Annotated in this window: 17 protein-coding genes; 5 read left to right on the top strand and 12 right to left on the bottom strand. The window is 70.7% G+C overall.

The features are described from left to right. Positions 1 to 10: 10 nt before the first annotated feature. The gene (locus tag ACTJIY_RS06410) at positions 11 to 3,439 is read right to left on the bottom strand and encodes a DEAD/DEAH box helicase family protein (RefSeq protein ID WP_440673461.1); all 3,429 of its coding nucleotides are present in this window, start codon (positions 3,437 to 3,439) and stop codon (positions 11 to 13) included. A gap of 425 nt (positions 3,440 to 3,864) precedes the next feature. Between ACTJIY_RS06410 and ACTJIY_RS06405 the strand changes: the two genes are divergently transcribed. Next, positions 3,865 to 5,625, top strand: coding sequence for an ATP-binding protein (locus ACTJIY_RS06405; RefSeq protein ID WP_440697222.1), 1,761 nt, complete (start codon positions 3,865 to 3,867; stop codon positions 5,623 to 5,625). Between the two features lie 20 nt (positions 5,626 to 5,645). Here ACTJIY_RS06405 and ACTJIY_RS06400 read toward each other — a convergent pair whose 3' ends face one another. The 6 genes from ACTJIY_RS06400 to ACTJIY_RS06375 form a co-directional block, all read right to left on the bottom strand. Continuing rightward, complete coding sequence (locus tag ACTJIY_RS06400) at positions 5,646 to 5,936, bottom strand: hypothetical protein (protein ID WP_440673463.1); 291 nt, start codon at positions 5,934 to 5,936, stop codon at positions 5,646 to 5,648. Between the two features lie 159 nt (positions 5,937 to 6,095). Next, complete coding sequence (locus ACTJIY_RS06395; protein WP_440673464.1) at positions 6,096 to 7,106, bottom strand: hypothetical protein; 1,011 nt, start codon at positions 7,104 to 7,106, stop codon at positions 6,096 to 6,098. A gap of 449 nt (positions 7,107 to 7,555) precedes the next feature. After that, on the bottom strand, positions 7,556 to 8,731 hold the full coding sequence (locus ACTJIY_RS06390; RefSeq protein WP_440673465.1) for a restriction endonuclease subunit S: 1,176 nt from the start codon (positions 8,729 to 8,731) through the stop codon (positions 7,556 to 7,558). Further along, the gene (locus ACTJIY_RS06385) at positions 8,728 to 10,266 is read right to left on the bottom strand and encodes a type I restriction-modification system subunit M (protein ID WP_440673466.1); all 1,539 of its coding nucleotides are present in this window, start codon (positions 10,264 to 10,266) and stop codon (positions 8,728 to 8,730) included. Before ACTJIY_RS06385 ends, ACTJIY_RS06390 begins: the two co-directional genes overlap by 4 nt. A gap of 104 nt (positions 10,267 to 10,370) precedes the next feature. Further along, positions 10,371 to 10,934, bottom strand: a complete 564-nt coding sequence (locus ACTJIY_RS06380) for an N-acetyltransferase family protein (RefSeq protein WP_440673467.1) — start codon at positions 10,932 to 10,934, stop codon at positions 10,371 to 10,373. A 210-nt stretch (positions 10,935 to 11,144) separates the two neighbouring features. Further along, positions 11,145 to 12,095, bottom strand: coding sequence for a helix-turn-helix transcriptional regulator (locus ACTJIY_RS06375; protein WP_440673468.1), 951 nt, complete (start codon positions 12,093 to 12,095; stop codon positions 11,145 to 11,147). A 130-nt stretch (positions 12,096 to 12,225) separates the two neighbouring features. On the opposite strand from ACTJIY_RS06375, the gene ACTJIY_RS06370 reads away from it, so the two are divergent. Further along, positions 12,226 to 13,353: an epoxide hydrolase family protein gene (locus ACTJIY_RS06370; protein WP_353706795.1), complete on the top strand. Its 1,128-nt coding sequence runs from the start codon at positions 12,226 to 12,228 to the stop codon at positions 13,351 to 13,353. Positions 13,354 to 13,390: 37 nt separating this feature from the next. Here the strand turns inward: ACTJIY_RS06370 and ACTJIY_RS06365 are convergent, their stop codons facing one another. Beyond that, a complete protein-coding gene (locus tag ACTJIY_RS06365; protein WP_440673469.1) occupies positions 13,391 to 13,867 on the bottom strand; it encodes a MerR family transcriptional regulator in 477 nt (158 codons plus the stop codon). 42 nt (positions 13,868 to 13,909) lie between these two features. On the opposite strand from ACTJIY_RS06365, the gene ACTJIY_RS06360 reads away from it, so the two are divergent. Both ACTJIY_RS06360 and ACTJIY_RS06355 read left to right on the top strand, forming a co-directional pair. Further along, entirely contained in the window at positions 13,910 to 14,785 is an 876-nt protein-coding gene (locus ACTJIY_RS06360; RefSeq protein WP_440673470.1) for an aldo/keto reductase, read from the top strand. Positions 14,786 to 14,863: 78 nt separating this feature from the next. Next, positions 14,864 to 15,775 (top strand): siderophore-interacting protein, encoded by a 912-nt coding sequence (locus tag ACTJIY_RS06355; protein ID WP_440673471.1) that lies wholly within the window; start codon positions 14,864 to 14,866, stop codon positions 15,773 to 15,775. Positions 15,776 to 15,809: 34 nt separating this feature from the next. Here ACTJIY_RS06355 and ACTJIY_RS06350 read toward each other — a convergent pair whose 3' ends face one another. Together ACTJIY_RS06350 and ACTJIY_RS06345 are read right to left on the bottom strand one after the other, a co-directional pair. Then, entirely contained in the window at positions 15,810 to 16,202 is a 393-nt protein-coding gene (locus tag ACTJIY_RS06350) for a type II toxin-antitoxin system VapC family toxin (protein WP_440697221.1), read from the bottom strand. Then, positions 16,199 to 16,453, bottom strand: coding sequence for a type II toxin-antitoxin system Phd/YefM family antitoxin (locus tag ACTJIY_RS06345; RefSeq protein ID WP_440673473.1), 255 nt, complete (start codon positions 16,451 to 16,453; stop codon positions 16,199 to 16,201). The genes ACTJIY_RS06350 and ACTJIY_RS06345 overlap by 4 nt, the downstream gene beginning before the upstream one ends. A 160-nt stretch (positions 16,454 to 16,613) precedes the next feature. Between ACTJIY_RS06345 and ACTJIY_RS06340 the strand changes: the two genes are divergently transcribed. After that, on the top strand, positions 16,614 to 17,669 hold the full coding sequence (locus ACTJIY_RS06340) for an NAD-dependent epimerase/dehydratase family protein (protein WP_440673474.1): 1,056 nt from the start codon (positions 16,614 to 16,616) through the stop codon (positions 17,667 to 17,669). Positions 17,670 to 17,805: 136 nt separating this feature from the next. On the opposite strand, the gene ACTJIY_RS06335 is transcribed toward ACTJIY_RS06340, so the two are convergent. Next, positions 17,806 to 18,906 carry an LLM class flavin-dependent oxidoreductase gene (locus ACTJIY_RS06335; RefSeq protein WP_253054698.1) on the bottom strand — a complete coding sequence of 367 codons (1,101 nt, stop codon included), beginning with the start codon at positions 18,904 to 18,906 and terminating at the stop codon, positions 17,806 to 17,808. A 224-nt stretch (positions 18,907 to 19,130) separates the two neighbouring features. Beyond that, positions 19,131 to 19,433, bottom strand: coding sequence for a hypothetical protein (locus ACTJIY_RS06330; RefSeq protein ID WP_204538222.1), 303 nt, complete (start codon positions 19,431 to 19,433; stop codon positions 19,131 to 19,133). Between the last annotated feature and the right edge of the window lie 5 nt (positions 19,434 to 19,438).

Raw genomic sequence — 19,438 nt, 5'->3', positions numbered from 1 at the left:
CTCTGCGGCGTCAGGACGCTTCTGGGACGTCCGCGGTCGCGTTGATGGTTCGCACGATCTCGATCACGCGCGCACCGCCGTCGTCGAACACGTCCTCAGGTCCTGTAGGCGCGACGTCGGTGAACGGCGGGTCGTAGAACACGGCCGCGTCCATCACTCCGTTGCGTGCGAGGTGCGTCACGACGTGGCGGACGAAGTCGATCTGGTCTCGCGAGTACGTCTCGCCCGCGAGAAACTCCGCGAACGCCTCGTTGACCGCCGACTTCTCCATGCCGACGAGGGACCGCACGAACCGTCCGAGGCCGTTCGCGGCCTCCGCCGCGACAGCGAGGTCCTCGGGCTCGCCCACGCCGCTCTCGGCGAGCATCCGCTCGAGCTCGGCGAGGTCGGTCGCGGTGAGCTGTCGTCCTCGGCGCAGCTTCTGCAGAGCCGTGTGCTCCTCGTGCTCGCGAAGGTAGGCCCGCACCTTCTCCTTGTACCGCTCGGGGTCGACACCGACCTGGGGCGTGCCTATCTCGACGACGGAGAACTCGCCCAGGGTGTCCTCGAAGTTGGTGTAGACGATCGGCTGCTTCGAGCGGGCGAGAAGCCGCACCAGCCCGCGCACGCGCCGTCGGGCCAGCTCCAGCATCGGCAGAGTGACGCCCTGCCACCACTCGTCGCCCGCGAGCTCGGCGAGCAGCTCGGCGCGCTCGGCGATCGCGGGGATCGCGGTCTGGTCGAGCAGTCCCGACGCGATCTCCTGGACCTGGCGGCGCAGACGCTCAGTGGCGAGCGTCGGGTCGACGGCACCGAGCTGGAGCTTGAGCAGCACGAGGTCGAAGCGTTTGGCCGCCTCGTCCTCGTCGCGCACCGCGGTGGGCAGTCCGGCGAGGTGCTCGACGACGTCGCGCGCACCCCGGGCGTCGAGCGATCGCCAGGCGTCGGGCTCGCCATAGGTCTCGACCCATCGACGCTCGGGCCGCACCACGAAGTTGTCGAGCGTCATGCCCGCGACCTTCGCGTGGAGGTCGGCGGCGAGGTGGTCGCGCAGCCCGGCCCGCGTCGTCGTCGCTGACGCGTCATCGACGGTGCGTGCGGCGTCGGCGGGGCCTTCCGTCGTCGACAGCGCCGCCAAGAGCTCGGTCTGGGCCGTGAAGATCTGCTGGCTGACGGACTGCTGGGTGCTGCCCTCGACACCGGCCGGGTTCTGCCCGAAGTACTCGAGGTTCTGGCAGAAGTCGAGGACGTAGAACTCCTTCTTGTCCTCGCCCGGCCCGAACAGGTCCGGGCGCAGGCGCGTGCCGCGACCGATCATCTGCCAGAACTTCGACGACGAGCGGACGATCTTGAAGAACACGAGGTTCGCGACGTCGGGCACGTCGATCCCGGTGTCGAGCATGTCGACGGAGATCGCGACGTGCGGCGCCTTGCCAGGCGCGGAGAAGTCGTCGATGAGCGACTGCGCGTACTCCGTGCGGTAGGTGATGACCCTGGCCCACTCGCCCTTGTGCTCCGGGTAGGCGAGGTCGAAGCGCTCGGCGATGAAGTTCGCGTGGTCGGCGTTCTTCGCGAACACGATGGTCTTCGCGAGGCGGTCGCCACCGCCCACACGGAGCCCCAGGGTCATCACGGTCTCGAGGACCTTGTCGACCGTGTCGGCATTGAAGAGCCACTTGTTGACGGCGTCCGCGCTCACCTCGTCCGGAGGACCGTCCTCGCCCCACTCGAGGGCGTCCCACTCGTCCTTCTGGTCCTCGGGGAGGTCGTCGTAGCGGATCCCCTCGCGCTGGAACTTCAGCGGGACGGACACCGCCGTCATCGGGACGAGGTACTCGTCGGCGACGGCCTGCTCGAGCGGGTAGGAGTAGGTGGGAACGCCCTTCTCGAGGTGGAAGAGCTCGTAGGTGTTCCGGTCGACCTCGTCCTTCGGTGTCGCGGTCAGGCCGACGAGCAGCGAGTCGAACCAGTCGAAGATCGCCCGGTACTTCTGGTAGACGCTCCGATGGGCCTCGTCGATGATCACGAGGTCGAAGTACCCGGGGCCGAACGCGCGCGACTCGCCCGACTTCTGGTCGATGAGGTTCATCATCGTGGGGTACGTCGCGACGTAGACGCGGCCTTCCGCGTGCCGGTCGGTGACGAGGTTGACGGGAGACGACGACGGCAGGTTCTCCTTGAACGCGCCGACGGCCTGGTTGACCAGCGCTACGCGGTCGGCGAGGAACAGCACGCGCTTGGCCCAGCCCGCCTTCATGAGCTGGTCGACGAGGGCGATGACGGTGCGCGTCTTGCCCGTGCCGGTCGCCATCACGAGCAGGGCCTCGCGCCGGTTCTCCTTCTGGAACGCCTCGTCGACGGCTCGGATCGCGTGGGTCTGGTAGTAGCGGCCCGCGATGGTCTCGTCGATCGTCGTGACGGTGAGGTCGCGGCGGGCGGTTCGGCGCGAGATCAGGAGCTCGAGCTCGTCGGCCGTGCGGAAGCCCGCGACACGACGTGGCGGGTAGCCGGTGGCGGGATGGTCGTCCCACATCCAGTGCTCGTGACCGTTGGTGTAGTAGATGAGAGGACGTCGTCCGAAGCGCGCCTCGAGCGCGTCCGCGTAGAGCTTGGCCTGCTGACGGCCCTCGATCGGGTCGCGTCGCGTCCGCTTGGCCTCGACGACCGCGAGCGGGAGTCCGTTCGCGCCCCATAGGACATAGTCGACGTACCCGGTGCCCTTCTGGTTGGGCATGCCACTGACCTCGTACTCGCGGTCGCGGTCGGCGTCGAGCGCCCACCCGGCCTCGTGCAGCAGGAGGTCGATGAAGAGGTCGCGCGTCGTCGCCTCGTCGTAGTCGTGCGTGTCGGGCACGGCCTCGTTGGCAGCCTTTGCGGCGGCGACCTGTGCCTGCAGCTCTGCGACCTGTGCTTCGAGCGTGGTGGAGCGGGCGCGCTCGTGGGCGAGGGCCTCGTCCGCCTGGGCGACCTCGGCAGCGAGCCGTTCCATCTCCGCGCGGGTCCTGGCCCGAGCCGCGGCCAGTCCTGCGGGGCTGGGGACCTGCCCGACGTCGAACCTCAGCTCGGGTGCGATCGACCCAGGGGTCGGGGTGTAGGTGCGGGCGAACCAGTACAGGACGTGAAAGAGCTGCTCCAGGGAGACCTCCGCGTCCTTGCGTGTCGGGTTCCGCTCCTCGTGGACCGCGGCGTTGCCCTTCTTACGGACGATCTCCATCTTGGCCTGGACGTCGTTGCCCGCCAGACGGCGCAGGGTCGGGTCGTGGATCATCGCGGCCAGGTCGTTCTTGTACGGCACGACGAGGTCGGTGTCCGCGCGGAACGCCCAGCGCAGTGCGATCTCCAGCGCGTGCCGAGCGCGGAACAGCGACGAGCGCAGGTCCTGTGCGGCCTGCCGCTCGGCGAGGACCGCAGCCCGATGGAGCTCCGGGAAGTCGGCGCGCAGGAACTCGAAGTTGCTCACGTATCACCCCTGGTCGTGGGCTCGGCGTCGATCGCCGGCGCCGAGCGGGCATCCGGGGACAGCATGGCAGACGGTGCAGATCGTTCCCGGTTCTTCCGCCCCGTGGGCCAGGGGAAGAGGGGGACCAATCGTCCGAACGGGCTGAGCGCGCCGTGGTTCGCGCCGTCGCACTCGCAGCGGCAGAACGGCCATCGCGCGGTCTGGCATGTCGTGGTGCACATCGGACCACTCCTCGGGCCGGGAACGTCTGTGCCGGCCGTCCTGCGGTGCTTCGTCACCGCAGCCCATCAGGATGACAGGAGCCACTGACGCTCACGTCCGAGCCCCGCCGAGTGAAGAACCGGTCAACCAACGGGCCCTCATTTCTCCGGACTTTTGCGCTACCCTGGCATGACAGGGCAGCGCAAAATGGGGGAGAAACGATGGTGCGCGACGAGCTCGATGCAGTGCTGGACCTGATCGCCGCGGGCAGCACTGCTGACGCGCTAGAGACGTCGGTGCTGGACTTCAAGACGCAGAACCGTCGATCCGTCCAGGACACGCTGGACGATCTTGCCGACGCCGTAGCCTGCTTCGCCAACGCGGGCGGAGGCACGGTTGTCGTCGGCGTAGCCGATCGTGTACCCGGTCCGGACGCGTTCGTCGGGCACGACCTCGATGTCGATGCGACGAGGCGCCGCATCTACGAGCTGACCGACCCGTCGATCCTCGCCGACGTGGAAGTCGTTGCGCACGCATGCGGTGAGGTGCTGGTCATCCACGTGCCGCGTGGTGTCACGGTCCACAAGGTCAAGTCGAAGATGCCCACCGAACGGGTCGGGACCTCCTGCATGCCGATGTCGACGCACCGAATCGCCTCCCTCGTCGCCGAGCGTCAAGGAGATGACTGGTCCGCGCACGACTCAGGGGTCTCGGTGCAGGACGTCGACGAGGTTGCCGTCGCGATCGCCCGCTCCCGGCTCGAGCGTTCGGTCGACCCTCGTCGGCGTGAGAGGGCGCGCACGGCGACTGCCGAGCTGCTCCGAGCCCTCGGCGTGGTGACCGAGCGCAACACGTTGACGAACGCCGGTGCGATGCTCTTCCGAGGGCTGGAGCAGTTCCCCGTGCTCGTGTCCTACGTCTATCGGCGCACGCCGACGGGCGCTCTTGCTGCGAACGAACAGCTCACCGGCCCGCTCGTTGCGGTGCTACAGAGGTTCTTCGACCTGGCCGAGGCCCGTATCGACCGGACGTCCGTGAGTGTCGGATCGGGTCAGCAGCTCCAGGTTGGCGATCTTCCCGATGGCGCCGTGCGTGAGGCGGTCGTCAACGCCGTGATGCACCGAGACTATCGGCGCACCGACAGGGTCACCGTCGAGCATTCACCCACCCGGCTCGCGGTCACCTCCCCGGGTGGGTTCGTCGCAGGGGTTCGGGTGGACAACGTGCTCACCACCTCGTCGCGAACGAGGAACGGGAACCTCGCTCAGGCGATTCGCGGCCTCGACTTTGCCGAGACCGCGGGCGCGGGTGTCGACCGCATGTACGCGGAGATGGCTCGCATCGGGCACCAGCCCCCGGTCTACGCGGCGGATCCGGAGTCGGTGACCGTGACCCTGATGGGTGGTGCCCCCAACGCGAGCCTCGCGAGGTTCGTCGCGACGCTTCCCGCCGACGAGGCGGAGGACGCGGACACCCTCCTCGTCCTCCTCACGCTCCTGACTCAGCGGCTCGTCGACGCCACGGGGATGACCCCGCTGCTTCAGAAGCCGGACATCGCCGAGACCCAGGCTGTGCTCGAGCGACTGGCCTCCGACGAGGTGCGCCTGATCGAGACGACGCGGGAGAGCAGGCGCAACACGCTGCCGCGCTATCGACTCCGTGAGGAACCGGTGGCGGCGTTGGGCTCCGCTGTCACGTATCGCCGTCGCACCGCCGACCAGCTCGACCGCAAGGTGGTCGCTCTCGTCAAGGAGGCCGGGACGATCAACTCCCGCATGGTTCGGATCATGCTCGACCTCGATGTGCCGACGACCTCGCGGCTGTTGCGCGATCTCGTCGACCGCGGCTTCCTCGTGCGTACTTCCACGGCGACCCGTGGCAGAGCCGTCACCTACGGGGCGGGTCCCCAGGTTCCTGACAAGCGGCGTACAGGTAGTGCCGACGGTGCGCCCAGGCCACAGCTCGAAGAGCTGGACCTCGACTGACGAACGACAGTACAGAGTGGTCAGGCGGGACTCTTCACGCGACGGCACGAACGGCAGATGTCGAAGCGCGGGTCGGTCTGGACCCCGCACCGCGGGCACCAGTACGCGGGACGCTGCGTCATGCGCCGGTGGAGGCGGAACCCGAGCCAGATCACCGCGACGGGTCCGGCGACCTGCGCGGCCATGACGATCCAGCTGATCTTGCCGGGCGAGACGCCGAGCGCATCCCCCGCGGCTGCGACACCGACGTTGAGCGACGCCGCGACCACGGCGCCGACGAACCAGCCGACAACGAGGATCAGCGCGATCATGAGCAGCCCGGACGTCGCCAGACGACACCCGGGATCCCGTATGCGGGCATGTGTTCCCCTGCGAGGACGAAGGTCGTGCACTGCGGAACAGTGCCGGCCGGTGTTCTCACCGAACGGTGCAGGATGGCACGAACCGCCCACACGCGCGCGACCGGTGTGTCAGGTGTTCTCGACGATCCAGCTCCAAGCCTTGCGCTTGATCCGGTTGCCGGCCCCGACCGCGAGGCGTTCGTCGCGGTCCTTGGTAAAGTCGCCGCGCTCGCACGCCTCGGACTCGTGGTCGAGGAACTGGCACACCCGCTGGTAGGCGCTCGCGGCGTCGGAGCAACGATCAAGACGCAGGTGATAGGCGGGGTGGCGGTGCGCATCATGCGGCGGATCGAGCGGCCTCCCATCGCTCGTCGTCGGGTGCAGGTCCGGCTTCGCACCCCACAAGTGCTTCGTGAGTGCCACGGTGTGCCGCGGAGTCCAGAGCGCCTCCTCGAGCGCTGACCACTGGTCCGGCACGGACTTCAGGTAGTCCTCCACGAACGAGGAGTGGCAGCTGAGCCGATCGAGCTTCTGCCGGACGTTTCCCGAGTGGGTGACCGTGCTCGTGGCGGGGTGCGAGTCCACTACGAACACGGTGCCGTCCTCCGGGCCGACATCGACGAGCCGGAAGAGCACCGCGCCCTCCCCGCCGTGGCTGTTGGAGGCGAGGAGGTAGAGCGTCAGGTCATTCACCGTCGTGACGCGCACCGCGCAGAGAGTGCGCTCGGATTGCTGGCCGAAACCCACCGCGCCGGCCAGCCCGGACCCCCACGGGTCGATCCGTACAGCCAACGCCACAGCAGCATGCAGGACGTCGGCGTCCTCGGCGGGGGTGTAGGCCCGCGTCACGACGGACATCAGCTGGTGGGTGTCAGGCCGGATCAGGGCCTGGTACCGCTCAGCGGCGACGGATCCGCGCGGGGCGGACGCGTGGACCACCCCGCGGTGAACGAGCCAGTCGAGGCGGGCGTCTCGCAGCGTCCGGTCCGGATCGAGACGATCGTGCGCGGGGTCGGCAGCCGCAGCGCCGAGCCGGCGGGCAAAGCGCACGAAGGCAGGCTCCGGGTACGGCTCGGCAGGGAGCCAGCCATCGCGGTTAGCGTAAAAGTAGCCGGGTCGGGCGTCACGGTAGGGGAACATCGTCGGTTGTTCCTCGGAGAGCGAAGGGCTGGGGAATCAGATTCCGGTCAGGAGTGCCGCGTTGACGCGTTCGGCGCGGTCCCACAGCGAACCGGACCGGACGATCTCCGCCCGTCGCCGCGTTTGCCCGACGACGCGACGTGCGCCGTGCGCACCGCGTGGCGGTACCGACGACGATCCACGGCGAGCGGTCGTCGTCGAGCGGCCGGCGCCACGTCGTCGAGACGAACTGTCCGGTGTCCTGGTGAGCCTCGGCCAGGACGAGCTCCAGTCGGGCGGGTGGAACGCCTCGAATCAGGTCGACCGGGATGCGGCGCCGTTCGTCACATTCACGAGAGCGATCGACGTCGAGGTCGAGCCACGGTGCATGACCGAACACAGGCCGCATGCGCGCGAACTGAGGAATCCGGTCCCTTCGCGAACACGAAACCAAATGACGCATGCCTGCATCAGGGGGAAGTGAGCCGGACGTAGTCAAGATCAAGCTCACCCGCCAGCGCGCGGGCCCGGAGCGATTCAAAGAGGTCATCTATCTGGCGCACGTGTTCTCGTGTTCGGCGTGCTTGTAGATCAAAGAAGCCCATCCGCCTTGCGAACTCACGCTGCGCGTCGAGTGATGGAAGACTTACGGGAATAGAGCGGACAATTGATAGATTTAGATTCGCCTGATTGCCTCCGCGTGCCATCTGGCGAATCTGCTCATAGTTGCACTTGAGTTGCTCAAACAAGAATCGATAATTGCACACGGCCGGGTTGGCAAGAATAACTGCACAGGCCTGATTAGTGGTCGCGGGAAGTCCTAGGACGCCGACCCTTCCCCGCGTAGATCCTTGTCCGTACATTGCCAGCACCAAGCTGGTTTCTGGGAATATGCGTAGGTGCGCCGAACGAACGCCGTCTGCGGTTACACGCTCGGACGTGCTTGAGATCACGTCGCCTGTCACCTCGGTGGTCTTCACCCACGGGATGCCGCTGCCGAAGTTCTGTGGATTTGCACGACTGGGGGTGGATCCCGTGGCCACCTCCGCGATCGAGCCAACAGTTGTCAGCGTAGATTGATGAGAGAGTGCTTCCTGCACGAGGGCACGGGGAAACTCGAGGAGGTGATCTAGAGTTTGCTTCCGCTTTAATCTGAGTGCCTCGACGTGGTCGAGGGCCCTCGCGATACGCCGCTGCTCGTCGAGCGGGGGCAGCGGCATTGAGATGCCAGCCACGACTTCTCGGGTGATTCCCTTGATCGTTGCCCCACGCGCCGTGTTGGCGAGAGTAGCGGCACGACTGCCCAGAAACGCCCGCAGGTATCCGAGGTCAACGCGCTCGCTTGGAGAGATTGCCGTGATGTCCTGACTGAACGCCACCGGGAAGGTCGTCACTGCGTTCTTTCCCACGGATGTGCGTGTTACGAGCAATAGGGTCCCGGGTGGTGCTACGGCCGTGGCTGAGCCGGAAACGGCTGCACTTGTTATGTGAACCCTTGGGGTGATCGAGCCGTCCGCTGCGATATCTGCTCCGGTAATCCATGGTAGATCGCCATTCCAAAACTCGTCACGTCCGCGGGCCGGGGTGCCGCCACTCTGAAAGCGCACAACGTCACCCAGGGCGACTGCGGTCCATCCGGCCTTCATCCGAGCATGCCCTTGAGCTCGGCAAGACCCTCGCTGATCTCCGCTTCGAGCCGCTCGAGTTCGGCGATGATCTCGGCAGGATCGCGGTGCTCGACCTCGTCGTGCACCACCTCGCGATAGCGGTTGACCGACAGGTCGTAGCCGTTCTCCGCGATCTCGGCCTTCGGCACGCAGAACGACTGCTCGGTCCGGGCGCGGGACTTCTCGGACGCGGAGCGCTGCCGCCAGCGGTCGAGCACGTCGGGGAGGTTGTTCTTGTCGTGGTTCGCGACGACGAACGCATCCTCGGGCGCGGCACCGAGCTGGCCGACGTCGAGCAGGGGCTGTCGCTTGTCGTCGAGCGACCAGCCATCGGCGCGCACGTCGTAGAACCAGACGTCGTCCGTGCCGCCGGAGTCGGTGCGCGTGAAGAACAGGATCGCCGTCGACACCCCGGCGTAAGGCTTGAACACGCCTGCGGGCAGCTTCACGACGGCATCGAGCTTGTGGTCCTCGACCAGCATCCGCCGCAGCGTGCGGTGAGCGGTGCTGGAACCGAACAGGACGCCGTCGGGCACGACGACCGCCGCCCGCCCGCCGGGCTGCAGCAGCTTGAGGAAGAGGGCGAGGAAGAGCAGCTCGGTCTTCTTGGTCTTGACGACCTTGAGCAGGTCCTTCGCGACCTGCTCGTAGTCGAGCGACCCGGCGAAGGGCGGGTTCGCGAGTATCAGCGAGTACTTGCCCTCGTCGCCGCCGGCTGCCTGGGAGAGCGAGTCGCGGTAGCGGATGTCGGGTCGCTCCACGCCGTGCATGAGCATGTTCATGGACCCGATGCGCAGCATCGTCCTGTCGAAGTCGTACCCGTGGAACATCGACTCATGGAAGTGCTTGCTCGTCTCGGCGTCGTGCAGGTCGTCGCCGTACTCCTCGCGGACGTACTCGCTCGCCGCCATGAGGAACCCGGCGGTGCCGCACGCCGGGTCGCAGATCGAGTCCTTCGGCGTCGGCGCGGTCATGCGGACCATGAGGTCGATGAGGTGGCGCGGCGTGCGGAACTGGCCGTTCTGCCCCGACGTCGACAGCTTGCCCAGCATGTACTCATAGAGGTCGCCGTTCGTGTCGCGACGGTTCATCGGCACGTCGCTGAGCATGTCGACGACCTTCGCGAGCAGCGCCGGCGTCGGGATCGTCAGGCGAGCCCCCTCCATGTGAGAGGAGTAGGTCGATCCGTCGGCGCCGAGCGTCCGCAGGAACGGGAAGACGTGGTTGTCGACGATCTCGTACGCGTTCTCGGGCGACTCGTCCTTGAACGACTTCCACCGCAGCGCCGCGAATGGCACACCCGTCGCGGTCGTGCCCTCGGGGAAGATCGGGTTCCGCAGCGGCTGCCCGGTGTTGTTCGCCCGGTTCTCCTCGCGCGTCTGCATCTCATCCAGTCGCCGAACGAACAGCAGGTACGTGATCTGCTCGATCACCTCGATCGGGTTGGAGATGCCCCCCGACCAGAACGCGTCCCAGACGCGGTCCACCTTGCTCTTCAGCTCGCCCGTGATCACCGGTCGATCCTAGTTCGGGTGCTGCCTGCCTCGAACCGTCGCGTTGTCGCGACGGAGGGACTCGCGGCACCCCTGAAGCACGCGCGACCCGCCGGCGCAAAGGGTCAGCCGAGCGCCTTGCGCATGATGACACGCGGCACGCCGCCGCTCACGCCGGTGGTCGGGGCCGCGCGCACGAACCCGGCCCGCTCGAACAGCGCGACGGTGCCGACGTACCCGGAGATGACGTCGACGCGCTCGCCGCCCGCGTCGACGGGATAGCCCTCGACCGCGGGCGCGCCGTGCGCTGCGGCGTGCTCGACGGCCCCCGCGAGCAGGTGGTGCATCAGCCCGCGGTGCCGGTACCCGGCCCGGACGACGAAGCACACCGCGCTCCACGCGTCGAGGTCGTCGACGAACGGGATGGTCCGGGCGTTCATGAGCCGCCGGTACGTGCTGCGCGGCGCGACGGAGCACCAGCCCGCGACCTCGCCGTCGACGTACGCGAGCACGCCCGGCCCGGGGTCGGTCTCGCACAGGCGAGCCATGAACGCCGGGCGGTCCTCGGCGCTGACCCGGCTGTCGCGGTAGGACATGCACCAGCACCCGCGCACCCCGGCCTTCCGCGGCCCGACCACGGTGGCGAAGTCGTCGTAGCGCCCGACGGCGGAGCGCACCTCCACGTCCATCCCCCACACGCTAGGCGCGCCCGCCCCCGCGGGCGAGCGCCGCCGTCGGACCCCGCCCAGGACCGACCGGCGCCGAGAACGACCCCACCCGCCGTCGAGCACGACCTGAAGGACGGAAAGGGGCCGATAACGACCTCCAGGTCGTGTTCGACGGCAGTCGGGGTTCCGGCTGCGGCGGAAGGGGACGCCGAGGCAGTCGGTGCTGACGGGTCAGTCGGGGGTCGCTCGGGCGTAGCGGGTTGCCAGAGTGCGGACGTGGTCGGCGAGGGCCGGCGGCTCCGTCACGTGGAAGTCGAGGCCGAGCATGCCGACCCACACCGCGACGACCTCGACGCTGTCGCCGCCGGTGACGAGGACGCAGCGGTCGTCGTCGAGCGGCTCGACCGTGCCCACGGTCGGGTTGATGCGTCGCAGGACCTCCTCGGCCGGCGCGTCCACGACGATCCGGGCGTGCACGGCCCATCCCGTGCGCGCGACCTCCCGCACGACGAACTCCGTCATGTCCCCGGGGAAGCTCACCGGCGTGAACCGCCTCCCGCCCGGCACGCGCAGCACCAGCCAGTCGACGCGGTACGGAGCCCACCCACCCGTCGTCGGGTCGCGCGCGACGAGGAACCAGCGGCGCTGCCACGCGACGAGGCGGTACGGCTCGAGCTCGACCGGCTCGTCCTGGTAGAAGCAGCGCAGGCCCTGGTGGTCGCGCACGGCGTCGGCGAGGGCGGTCAGCGTGTCCGGGTCGACGACCGGGTCCTCGACGTTCGAGTCGGTGTTCGCGGGGCCGGCGGCGCTCGCGGACCGCAGCGCGGAGAGGCGACGGCGCAGGCGGTCGGGCATGACCTGCTCGAGCTTCGCGAGCGCGGACGCCCCGGACTCCTCGAAGCCCGCGGTGCCGGTCGCGGCCCGCAGCCCGACGGCGACCGCGACGGCCTCGGCGTCGTCGAGCAGGAGCGGGGGGAGTCGTGCACCCGCCCCCAGCCGGTACCGGCCGCCCGGGCCGCGCACGGCGTCGACGGGGTAGCCGAGCTCGCGCAGCCGGGCGACGTCGTTGCGGACGGTGCGGTCGGTGACGTCGAGCCGGGCGGCGAGGTCGGCGCCCGACCAGTCGGGACGGGACTGGAGCAGCCCGAGCAGCGCGAGCATGCGGGCGGAGGTGGAAGCCACGAGGTCCCTCCGAGGGGCCGCCGGAAGAAAGTCGGAACCAGGTCAGAATAGCGGAAGAAAACGTTCCGGAACCCTGCGTAACGTCGGTACCAGAGCAGGGCACGAGGCCCGCTCCGACCGAGGAGGCATCATGAGCAGCACGACCCTCGAGCACCGCCCGTTCTCCGTGGCCGTCCCGCAGGCCGACCTGGACGACCTGCGCGAGCGGCTCGAGCGGACCCGCTTCGCGCCGGCCGCCCCCGGCGACTCCTGGGACTACGGCACGCCCGAGTCCTACCTGCGCGACATGGTCGGGCGCTGGACGGCGTTCGACTGGCGCGCCGTCGAGGACCGGGTCAACGCCTACCCGGGCTTCCGCACCGAGATCGACGGCCAGCCGATCCACTACCTGCACGTGCGCTCGCAGCACGAGGACGCGACCCCGCTGCTGCTCGCGCACTCGTACCCCGGGTCGTTCCTCGACTTCCTCGACATGATCGACCCGCTCGTCGACCCCGTCGCGCACGGCGGCCGCCCCGAGGACGCGTTCCACCTCGTGATCCCGTCCATGCCGGGATTCGGGTTCTCCACGCCCGTCGTGGGGGACACGGACTGGACCATGGCGCGCGTCGCCCGGGCCTACGACGCGCTCATGCGCGACCTCGGCTACGCGTCCTACGGCATCCACGGCAGCGACGGCGGGGCGATGGTCTCGCGCGAGCTCGCGGTCCTCGACCCCGAGGGCTTCCGCGGCGCGCACGTGCTCCAGCTCTTCTCCTTCCCGTCCGGTGCGCCGGGCGAGATGGACGGCTTCGGGGAGAAGGAGTACGCGGCGCTCGGCCACCTCCAGTGGTTCCAGTCCGTGGGCGCCTACAACACGATGAACGCGTCCCGGCCGCAGACCATGGCCGCGGGCCTCGCCGACTCGCCCGTCGCCGTCCTCGCGTACCACGAGCTGTTCGAGAGCTTCGGCAACGGGACGAGCCTCGTGAGCGCCGACCAGGTGCTCGCGCAGGCGACGCTCTACTGGCTCACCAACTCCTACGCGACCGCCGCGCGCTACCACTACGCGGAGCAGCGCTCCGGTGCCGAGCCGGTCGTGAGCCAGGGCCGGATCGGCGTCGCCGTCTTCCGGGACGACTTCCAGACGATCCGCGCGTTCGCCGAGCGCGACAACGCCCGGATCGAGCACTGGTCCGAGTTCCCGCGCGGTGGCCACTACGCGTCGCTCGAGGTCCCGCAGGACGTCGTCGCCGACCTCCGGGTGTTCTTCGCCTGAGCGCGCAGGGCGGTGCGCGCCCCGGCGGTCGCGGTCCTCAGGACCGCGGGCCGCCGGGCCGTGCGAGCAGCAGCGCCGGGTCGCACCGGGCTCGGGTGCTCGGCGCGGTCGGGTCGCCGGCCTCGGACCGCCCGCCCGACGTCGGCCTGGCCGACGCCGGTGCTTCGGTGACGAGCCCGGCGAGCCGCTCGCGGTGCGCGGCGAGCTGCGCCAGGCGCGCGTCGACGCGCGCCAGCTCTTCCTGGAGGAGCGGGTCGAGGCACGGTTCGACGTCGCCCGACCCGCCGCACGCGCACGCGAGGACCTGCCCGATCACCGTCGTGGACAGCCCTGCGTCGAGCAGGCGGCGGACCCGCGCGACGCGCTCGAGGTCGTCGAGCGAGTACAGCCGCTGCCCGGACGGCGATCGGGCCGGGGCGAGCAGGCCCTGCTCCTCGTAGTAGCGCAGCAGCCGCGCGCTCGCGCCGGTCGCGCGAGCGACGTCCCCCACGCGCAGCGTGACCTCGGTCACCATCGCTTGCCCCTCCCATGCATGTGAGCCCCCAGCATCGGTCCCATGACGAACCGAACACATCTTCTCGGCGGCGATCTTCCCGTGCACCGCATCGGGCTCGGCACCATGCGCCTCGCCGACGGACCCGACGAGCGGCGCGGCCCGACCGCCCCGGTCTGGCAGGCTCCCACGGACCGCGCCGACCTCGTCCGTCTCGTCCGCACGGCGGTCGACCGCGGCGTGGACCTCGTCGACACCGCCGACGCGTACGCGCTCGGGGCGGGGGAGGAGCTCGTGGGCGAGGCGCTCGCGGGCGTCGGACTGCCGGTCGCCGTCTCGACCAAGGTGGGCGTCGTGCGCCCCTCGCCGGACGAGTGGGTCCCGCTCGGCCATCCCGCCTACCTCCGCCAGCAGGCCGAGCTGAGCCTGCGCCGTCTGGGCCGCGACACGATCGACCTCCTCTCCCTCCACCGCGTGGACGACGCGTACCCGATCGAGGACCAGGTCGGTGCCCTCACGCGCCTGGTCGAGGAGGGCAAGGTGCGCCACCTCGGACTGTCCGAGGTCACGACGGCGCAGCTCGACGCGGCGCGGGAGGTCGCGCCGATCGCCGCGGTGCAGAACCTCTACAACGTCGCGAGGCGCGACCACGACCCGGTCGTCGAGCGCACGCGCGAGCTCGGCGTCGCCTTCGTCCCGTACTTCCCGGTGTCGTTCGACCCGCGCACGACTCCCGGTCTCGTCGAGGTCGCGACCCGGCGCGGTCTGGACCCGCGGCAGGTGGCGCTCGCGTGGCTGCTCCACCGCGGGCCGCACGTGGTCCCGATCCCGGGCACGACGTCGGTCGAGCACCTCGCGCACAACCTCGCCTCGGCGGACGTCGTGCTCGACGAGCACGACCTGTCCCTGATCGACGCCGGCGCGGCGAGCACGATCTGACCCGCCGTCGAGCACGACCTGAAGGACGGAAAGCGCCGGATACCGACCCTCATGTCGTGCTCGGCGCAGAATGGGGCGGTGTTCGCCCGAGCCCGCACCACCCTCGACCTCGTTCCCCGCCGCGTCCGCGTGCACCGCGTCCAGGAGACGTCCGGCGCGCTGCGGCGCATCACGTTCCGCGACGCCGCCCCGGGCGCGCACGACGACGGGCGGGCGGCCGGGCCGGTCGTCGACGGCTCGCGCCTGGCCTCGCTCGCTGCGCTGCGCGCCCCCGGCCCGGACGACCACGTCAAGGTCTTCCTGCCCGACCCGGCGAGCGGTGTGCTGCACGCCCCGACCCTGACGGCGGACGGCGCGCTCCAGCGCCCGACCGGCGTCGTGTCGATCTCGCGCGAGCTGACCGTGCGGGCGACGCGGACGGTCGACGGGGTCGCGGAGGTCGACGTCGACTGGGTGCTGCACGGCGGCGACGCCCCGGGCGTGCCGCCCACCGGCGAGGGTGGTCCGGCGTCGGCCTGGGCTGCGGGCGCCGACGTCGGCGACGAGGTCGTGCTCGCGGGCCCGACGACGAGCCGTGGCGTGCCCGACGGCGTCGCCCGGCTGCTGCTCGTCGGGGACGAGACGGGGCTGCCCGCGCTCGCCCGGTGGGTCGACGCCGTCGGGACGGACGTGCCGGTGACGGCGATCGTCGAGATCGGCGACGACGTGGACGAGGCGTTCGTCGAGGACGAGCTCGGTCGCGCGACGCTCGAGATCCTCTACCGCACGGACGGTCCCGGCCAGCTCGCCGAGGCCGTGCGGGCGATCGGCCCGCTCGACGCCGACGAGTACGTGTTCGGCGCCGGAGAGGCGACCGACCTTGTCCCGGTGCGTCGCGACCTACGACGGGCGGGGGCGCGGCCCGACCAGGTCGAGGTGCACGGCTACTGGCGCCGCGGGGTCGTCAACCTCGACCCCGACGCACCCCTGGACCCGACCGACCCCGACTGAGCGTGTGCCCGGCGCACTCGGCCCGGGACCCAGGTCAGTCGTCGTGGAGCACGTCCACCGCGAGCCCACGTCCGGCGACGGCGAGCCGCGCGTCGTTCGTCCACAGGGCGGTGCACCCGTGCACCTGCGCGACGGCGAGGTGGAGTGCGTCAGGCGTGCGGAGCGACGAGGTGGCGCGGAGACGCGTGGCACGCTCGAAGACGGTGGCGTCGAGCGGCACCTCGGCGAACAGCCCGAGTGCCGCGCGGTACCGGTCCTCGAGCTCGACGTCCCCGGACCGGAGCGGCCCGGCGAGGCACTCGAGCCGGACCAGCGGGCTGATCGCGAACTCCTCCTCGCCGTGCCGGGCGAGCAGCCCGCGTACGTGGGACCCGCGCTCCGCGTCCTCGACCAGGTAGATCACGAGACACGAGTCGAGGTAGATCACTCCCAGCCCTCGCGCTCGGCCTCGATCCCGGCGTCGACCTGCTCCGCGGGGCGGATCGAGCGCGTGGACGGCGGATGGTCGTCGAGCCACTCGACGATCGCCGCGCCCGTGCCGTGCGCGAGGTCCGCGCGGACCGGCACGAGCCGGACCAGCGGGACGCCGCGGCGGGCGATGACCACGTCCTCTCCGGCCGCGGCGCGGTTCAGGAGCTGGGAGAGGTTGTTCTTGGCCTCGAGCACGTTGACCTGCACGGTGCCTCCTCGGTGTCGGGCGTCATGGCCAGGATACCTGGCCAGGTGGGTCAGGCGGGGACCCAGGTCGAGAAGGATCTGTCCGAGCGCGCGTGCCTCCGGCCGTCTGCCCGCGGCGAAACCGCCTGCGGGCGAGTCGACGACACGCCAGAGTGGGTCCATGACCCGACTCCTGGTCCTCGGCGGCTCCGACTTCGTGGGACGTGCCGTCGTCGACGACGCGCTCGCCCGCGGCTGGGACGTGACCGTCCTCAACCGCGGCAGCACGCCCGTGCCCGACGGCGTCCGACGGCTCGTGGGGGACCGCACCCGGGCGGACGGCCTGGACGCGCTGCGGGCAGACGACGTCCCGCAGACGTGGGACGTCGTGGTGGACACGTGGTCGTGGGCCCCCGCGGCGGTCCGCGACGCCGCGGGACTGCTCGCCGGCAGGATCCCCGGCGACAGCCGGTACGTCTACGTGTCGTCGCGCTCGGTGTACCCGTTCCCGACGCCCCGCGGAGCCGACGAGACGGCGTCGGTCGTCGACGGCGACCCGGACGACACGAGCCACGACGACTACGCCCGCGCGAAGCGGGGGTCGGAGATCGCCGCCGTCGACGCGCTCCGCGACCGGGCGGTCCTGCTGCGCGCGGGGCTGATCCTCGGCCCGCGCGAGAACGTCGGGCGGCTGCCGTGGTGGCTCCGGCGCGTCGCGCAGGGCGGGCCCGTGCTCGCGCCCGGTCCGAAGGACCTGCCGCTGCAGTACGTCGACGCGCGCGACCTCGCGGCGTTCGCGCTGGATGCGGCGCTCGCGGGCGCGTCGGGACCGGTCGACGTCGTCAGCGCACCGGGCCACACGACGACGGGCGAGCTGCTCGCGGCGTGCGTCGAGGCGACGGCGGACGACGCGGCGGCGGCCGGGAACCCGCCCGCCGAGCTCGTGTGGGTCGAGCCGGAGGCCGTGCTCGCGGCGGGCATCGAGCCGTGGAGCCAGCTCCCGGTGTGGCTCCCGCCGGGCGAGCTGCACGACGCGCTCCACGGCTCCGACACCTCGCGCGCGTACGCCCTCGGGCTTCGCCCCCGGGACGTCCGCGAGACCGTGCGCGACACCTGGGCCTGGCTCCGCGCGCTCGACGCCGCGGGCGAGGCGACGCCGCAGCGCGCGGACCGCCCCGCCGTCGGCCTCCCGCCGGACCTCGAGGCCGCCGCCCTCCGCGCAGCCGCCACCGGCTGACCCGCCGACCCCGCCGCCCCGCCCGCCGTCGAACACGACCCCGCCCGCCGTCGAACACGACATGGAGGACGCTTTCGACCGGATAACGACCCTCATGTCGTGTTCGACGGCGGGGCGGGGGGCCGGGGCGGGCGGCTCAGGAGTCTGCGAGGAGCTCGCGGACGCGCGGGATGACCTGGGTGCCGTAGAGCTCGATGCTGCGGAGCATCGTCGCGTGCGGCAGCGTGCCGGTCGAGTACTTGAGGTCGAACCGGCCCGCGCCCAGGAGGCGGACGGTGCGGGCGATCTTGCGGGCCACCGTCTCGGGCGAGCCGACGTAGAGCGACCCGTCGCGCACGTCGTGGGCGAAGCGTCCGCGGTGGTAGGCGGGCCAGCCGCGCTCGCGGCCGATCCGGTTGTTCATCGCCGCGAAGTGCTCGTAAACCTCCTCCTGCGCCTGCTCGTCGGTGTCGGCGACGTGGCCGGGCGAGTGCACGCCGACCGGCAGCACCGGGTTGCCGAGCTCCTCGACGGCGCGGTGGTAGAGGTCCACGTACGGGCGGAACCGCTCGGGCTCGCCGCCGATGATCGCGAGCATGAGGCCCAGGCCGTGCCGTGCGGTCCGCACGACCGACTCGGGCGACCCGCCCACGCCGACCCAGGTCCGCAGCCGGCCGCTCTCCGTCTTGGGCCAGACCTCCTGGTCGGCGAGCCCGGCGCGCGTCGTGCCCGACCACGTGACGGGGCCCTCGTCGAGCAGGTGGACGAACAGGTCGAGCTTCTCCTCGAACAGCACCTCGTAGTCCGCGAGGTCGTAGCCGAACAGCGGGAACGACTCGATGAACGACCCGCGCCCCAGGATCACCTCCGCGCGTCCGCCGGAGAGCGCGTCGAGCGTCGAGAAGCGCTCGAAGACGCGCACCGGGTCGTCGGAGCTGAGCACGGTCACCGCGGACCCGAGCCGGATCCGCGAGGTCCGGGTCGCGATGCCGGCGAGCACGACCTCCGGTGCGCTGATCGCGAAGTCCGCGCGGTGGTGCTCGCCCACGCCGAAGAAGTCGACCCCGACCTCGTCCGCGAGGACCGCCTCCTCGACGACGTCACGGATCGTGCGCGCCCCGCTGAGGAGCGCGCCGTCCGGCCCGGCGGTCACGTCGCCGAAGGTGTCGAGGCCGAGCTCGACCGTCGTGGGGTCCGACGGCGGTCCGGCGGTGGTGCTCTCGGGTCCGGTGGGGGTCGGGGGAGTCGTGTCGGTCATCGTCTGCTCCTGCGGTCGGTCGACCGTCGGCGGACCGGTGCTCTCACCGGCGGCGCGGTCGTGCGCCGTCTCAACGGTGCCCGGCCGTGGGATCTTCCGCGACCGGGCATCGTGCCGGGTGGACGGGCCCGGAGCAGTCCGTGGGCGCGCGGATCACGACGACGGCCGCCGCCCCGGGTGGGGCGACGGCCGTCGGACGGTGCGCCGGCAGCGGCGCGGCGACGTCAGTACGTCGAGGTCACGGCGCCGTTCGCGACGAGCGCGGCGATCGCGACGATGTAGATGATCGTCCCGATGGCGCCGAGCACCGTGAAGATGATGCTGAGGATGAGGCCCCACTTGGCGAGCTGGTTGTCGAAGCCCGCCTCCTTGCTCTTCTTGCGCGCGATCGCGCTGACGACGATGCCCGCGATGGCGAAGACGAACGCGAGCACGAAGCCGACGATGCCGAGGGTCTTGCCCGGGTCCTCGATCGGGGCGGCGTAGCCGGCGGGGGCCTGGGGGGCGGCGGGGTACTGCTGGGCCATGGTTG

This window comes from Cellulosimicrobium sp. 22598 (assembly GCF_052044445.1).
GTDB lineage: Bacteria > Actinomycetota > Actinomycetes > Actinomycetales > Cellulomonadaceae > Cellulosimicrobium > Cellulosimicrobium cellulans_G.
Note: the sequence above shows the minus strand (reverse complement) of the source record. Positions and strands in the feature narration are given on the sequence as shown.

What these genes read in the sequence shown, in the direction of transcription:
- ACTJIY_RS06400 (WP_440673463.1), bottom strand. Translation starts at nt 5,936, where the DNA reads ATGATCGCGCTGATCCTCGTTGTCGGCTGGTTCGTCGGCGCCGTGGTC.
- ACTJIY_RS06395 (WP_440673464.1), bottom strand. Translation starts at nt 7,106, where the DNA reads ATGTTCCCCTACCGTGACGCCCGACCCGGCTACTTTTACGCTAACCGC.
- ACTJIY_RS06390 (WP_440673465.1), bottom strand. Translation starts at nt 8,731, where the DNA reads ATGAAGGCCGGATGGACCGCAGTCGCCCTGGGTGACGTTGTGCGCTTT.
- ACTJIY_RS06380 (WP_440673467.1), bottom strand. Translation starts at nt 10,934, where the DNA reads ATGGACGTGGAGGTGCGCTCCGCCGTCGGGCGCTACGACGACTTCGCC.
- ACTJIY_RS06370 (WP_353706795.1), top strand. Translation starts at nt 12,226, where the DNA reads ATGAGCAGCACGACCCTCGAGCACCGCCCGTTCTCCGTGGCCGTCCCG.
- ACTJIY_RS06365 (WP_440673469.1), bottom strand. Translation starts at nt 13,867, where the DNA reads ATGGTGACCGAGGTCACGCTGCGCGTGGGGGACGTCGCTCGCGCGACC.
- ACTJIY_RS06360 (WP_440673470.1), top strand. Translation starts at nt 13,910, where the DNA reads ATGACGAACCGAACACATCTTCTCGGCGGCGATCTTCCCGTGCACCGC.
- ACTJIY_RS06340 (WP_440673474.1), top strand. Translation starts at nt 16,614, where the DNA reads ATGACCCGACTCCTGGTCCTCGGCGGCTCCGACTTCGTGGGACGTGCC.
- ACTJIY_RS06335 (WP_253054698.1), bottom strand. Translation starts at nt 18,906, where the DNA reads ATGACCGACACGACTCCCCCGACCCCCACCGGACCCGAGAGCACCACC.
- ACTJIY_RS06330 (WP_204538222.1), bottom strand. Translation starts at nt 19,433, where the DNA reads ATGGCCCAGCAGTACCCCGCCGCCCCCCAGGCCCCCGCCGGCTACGCC.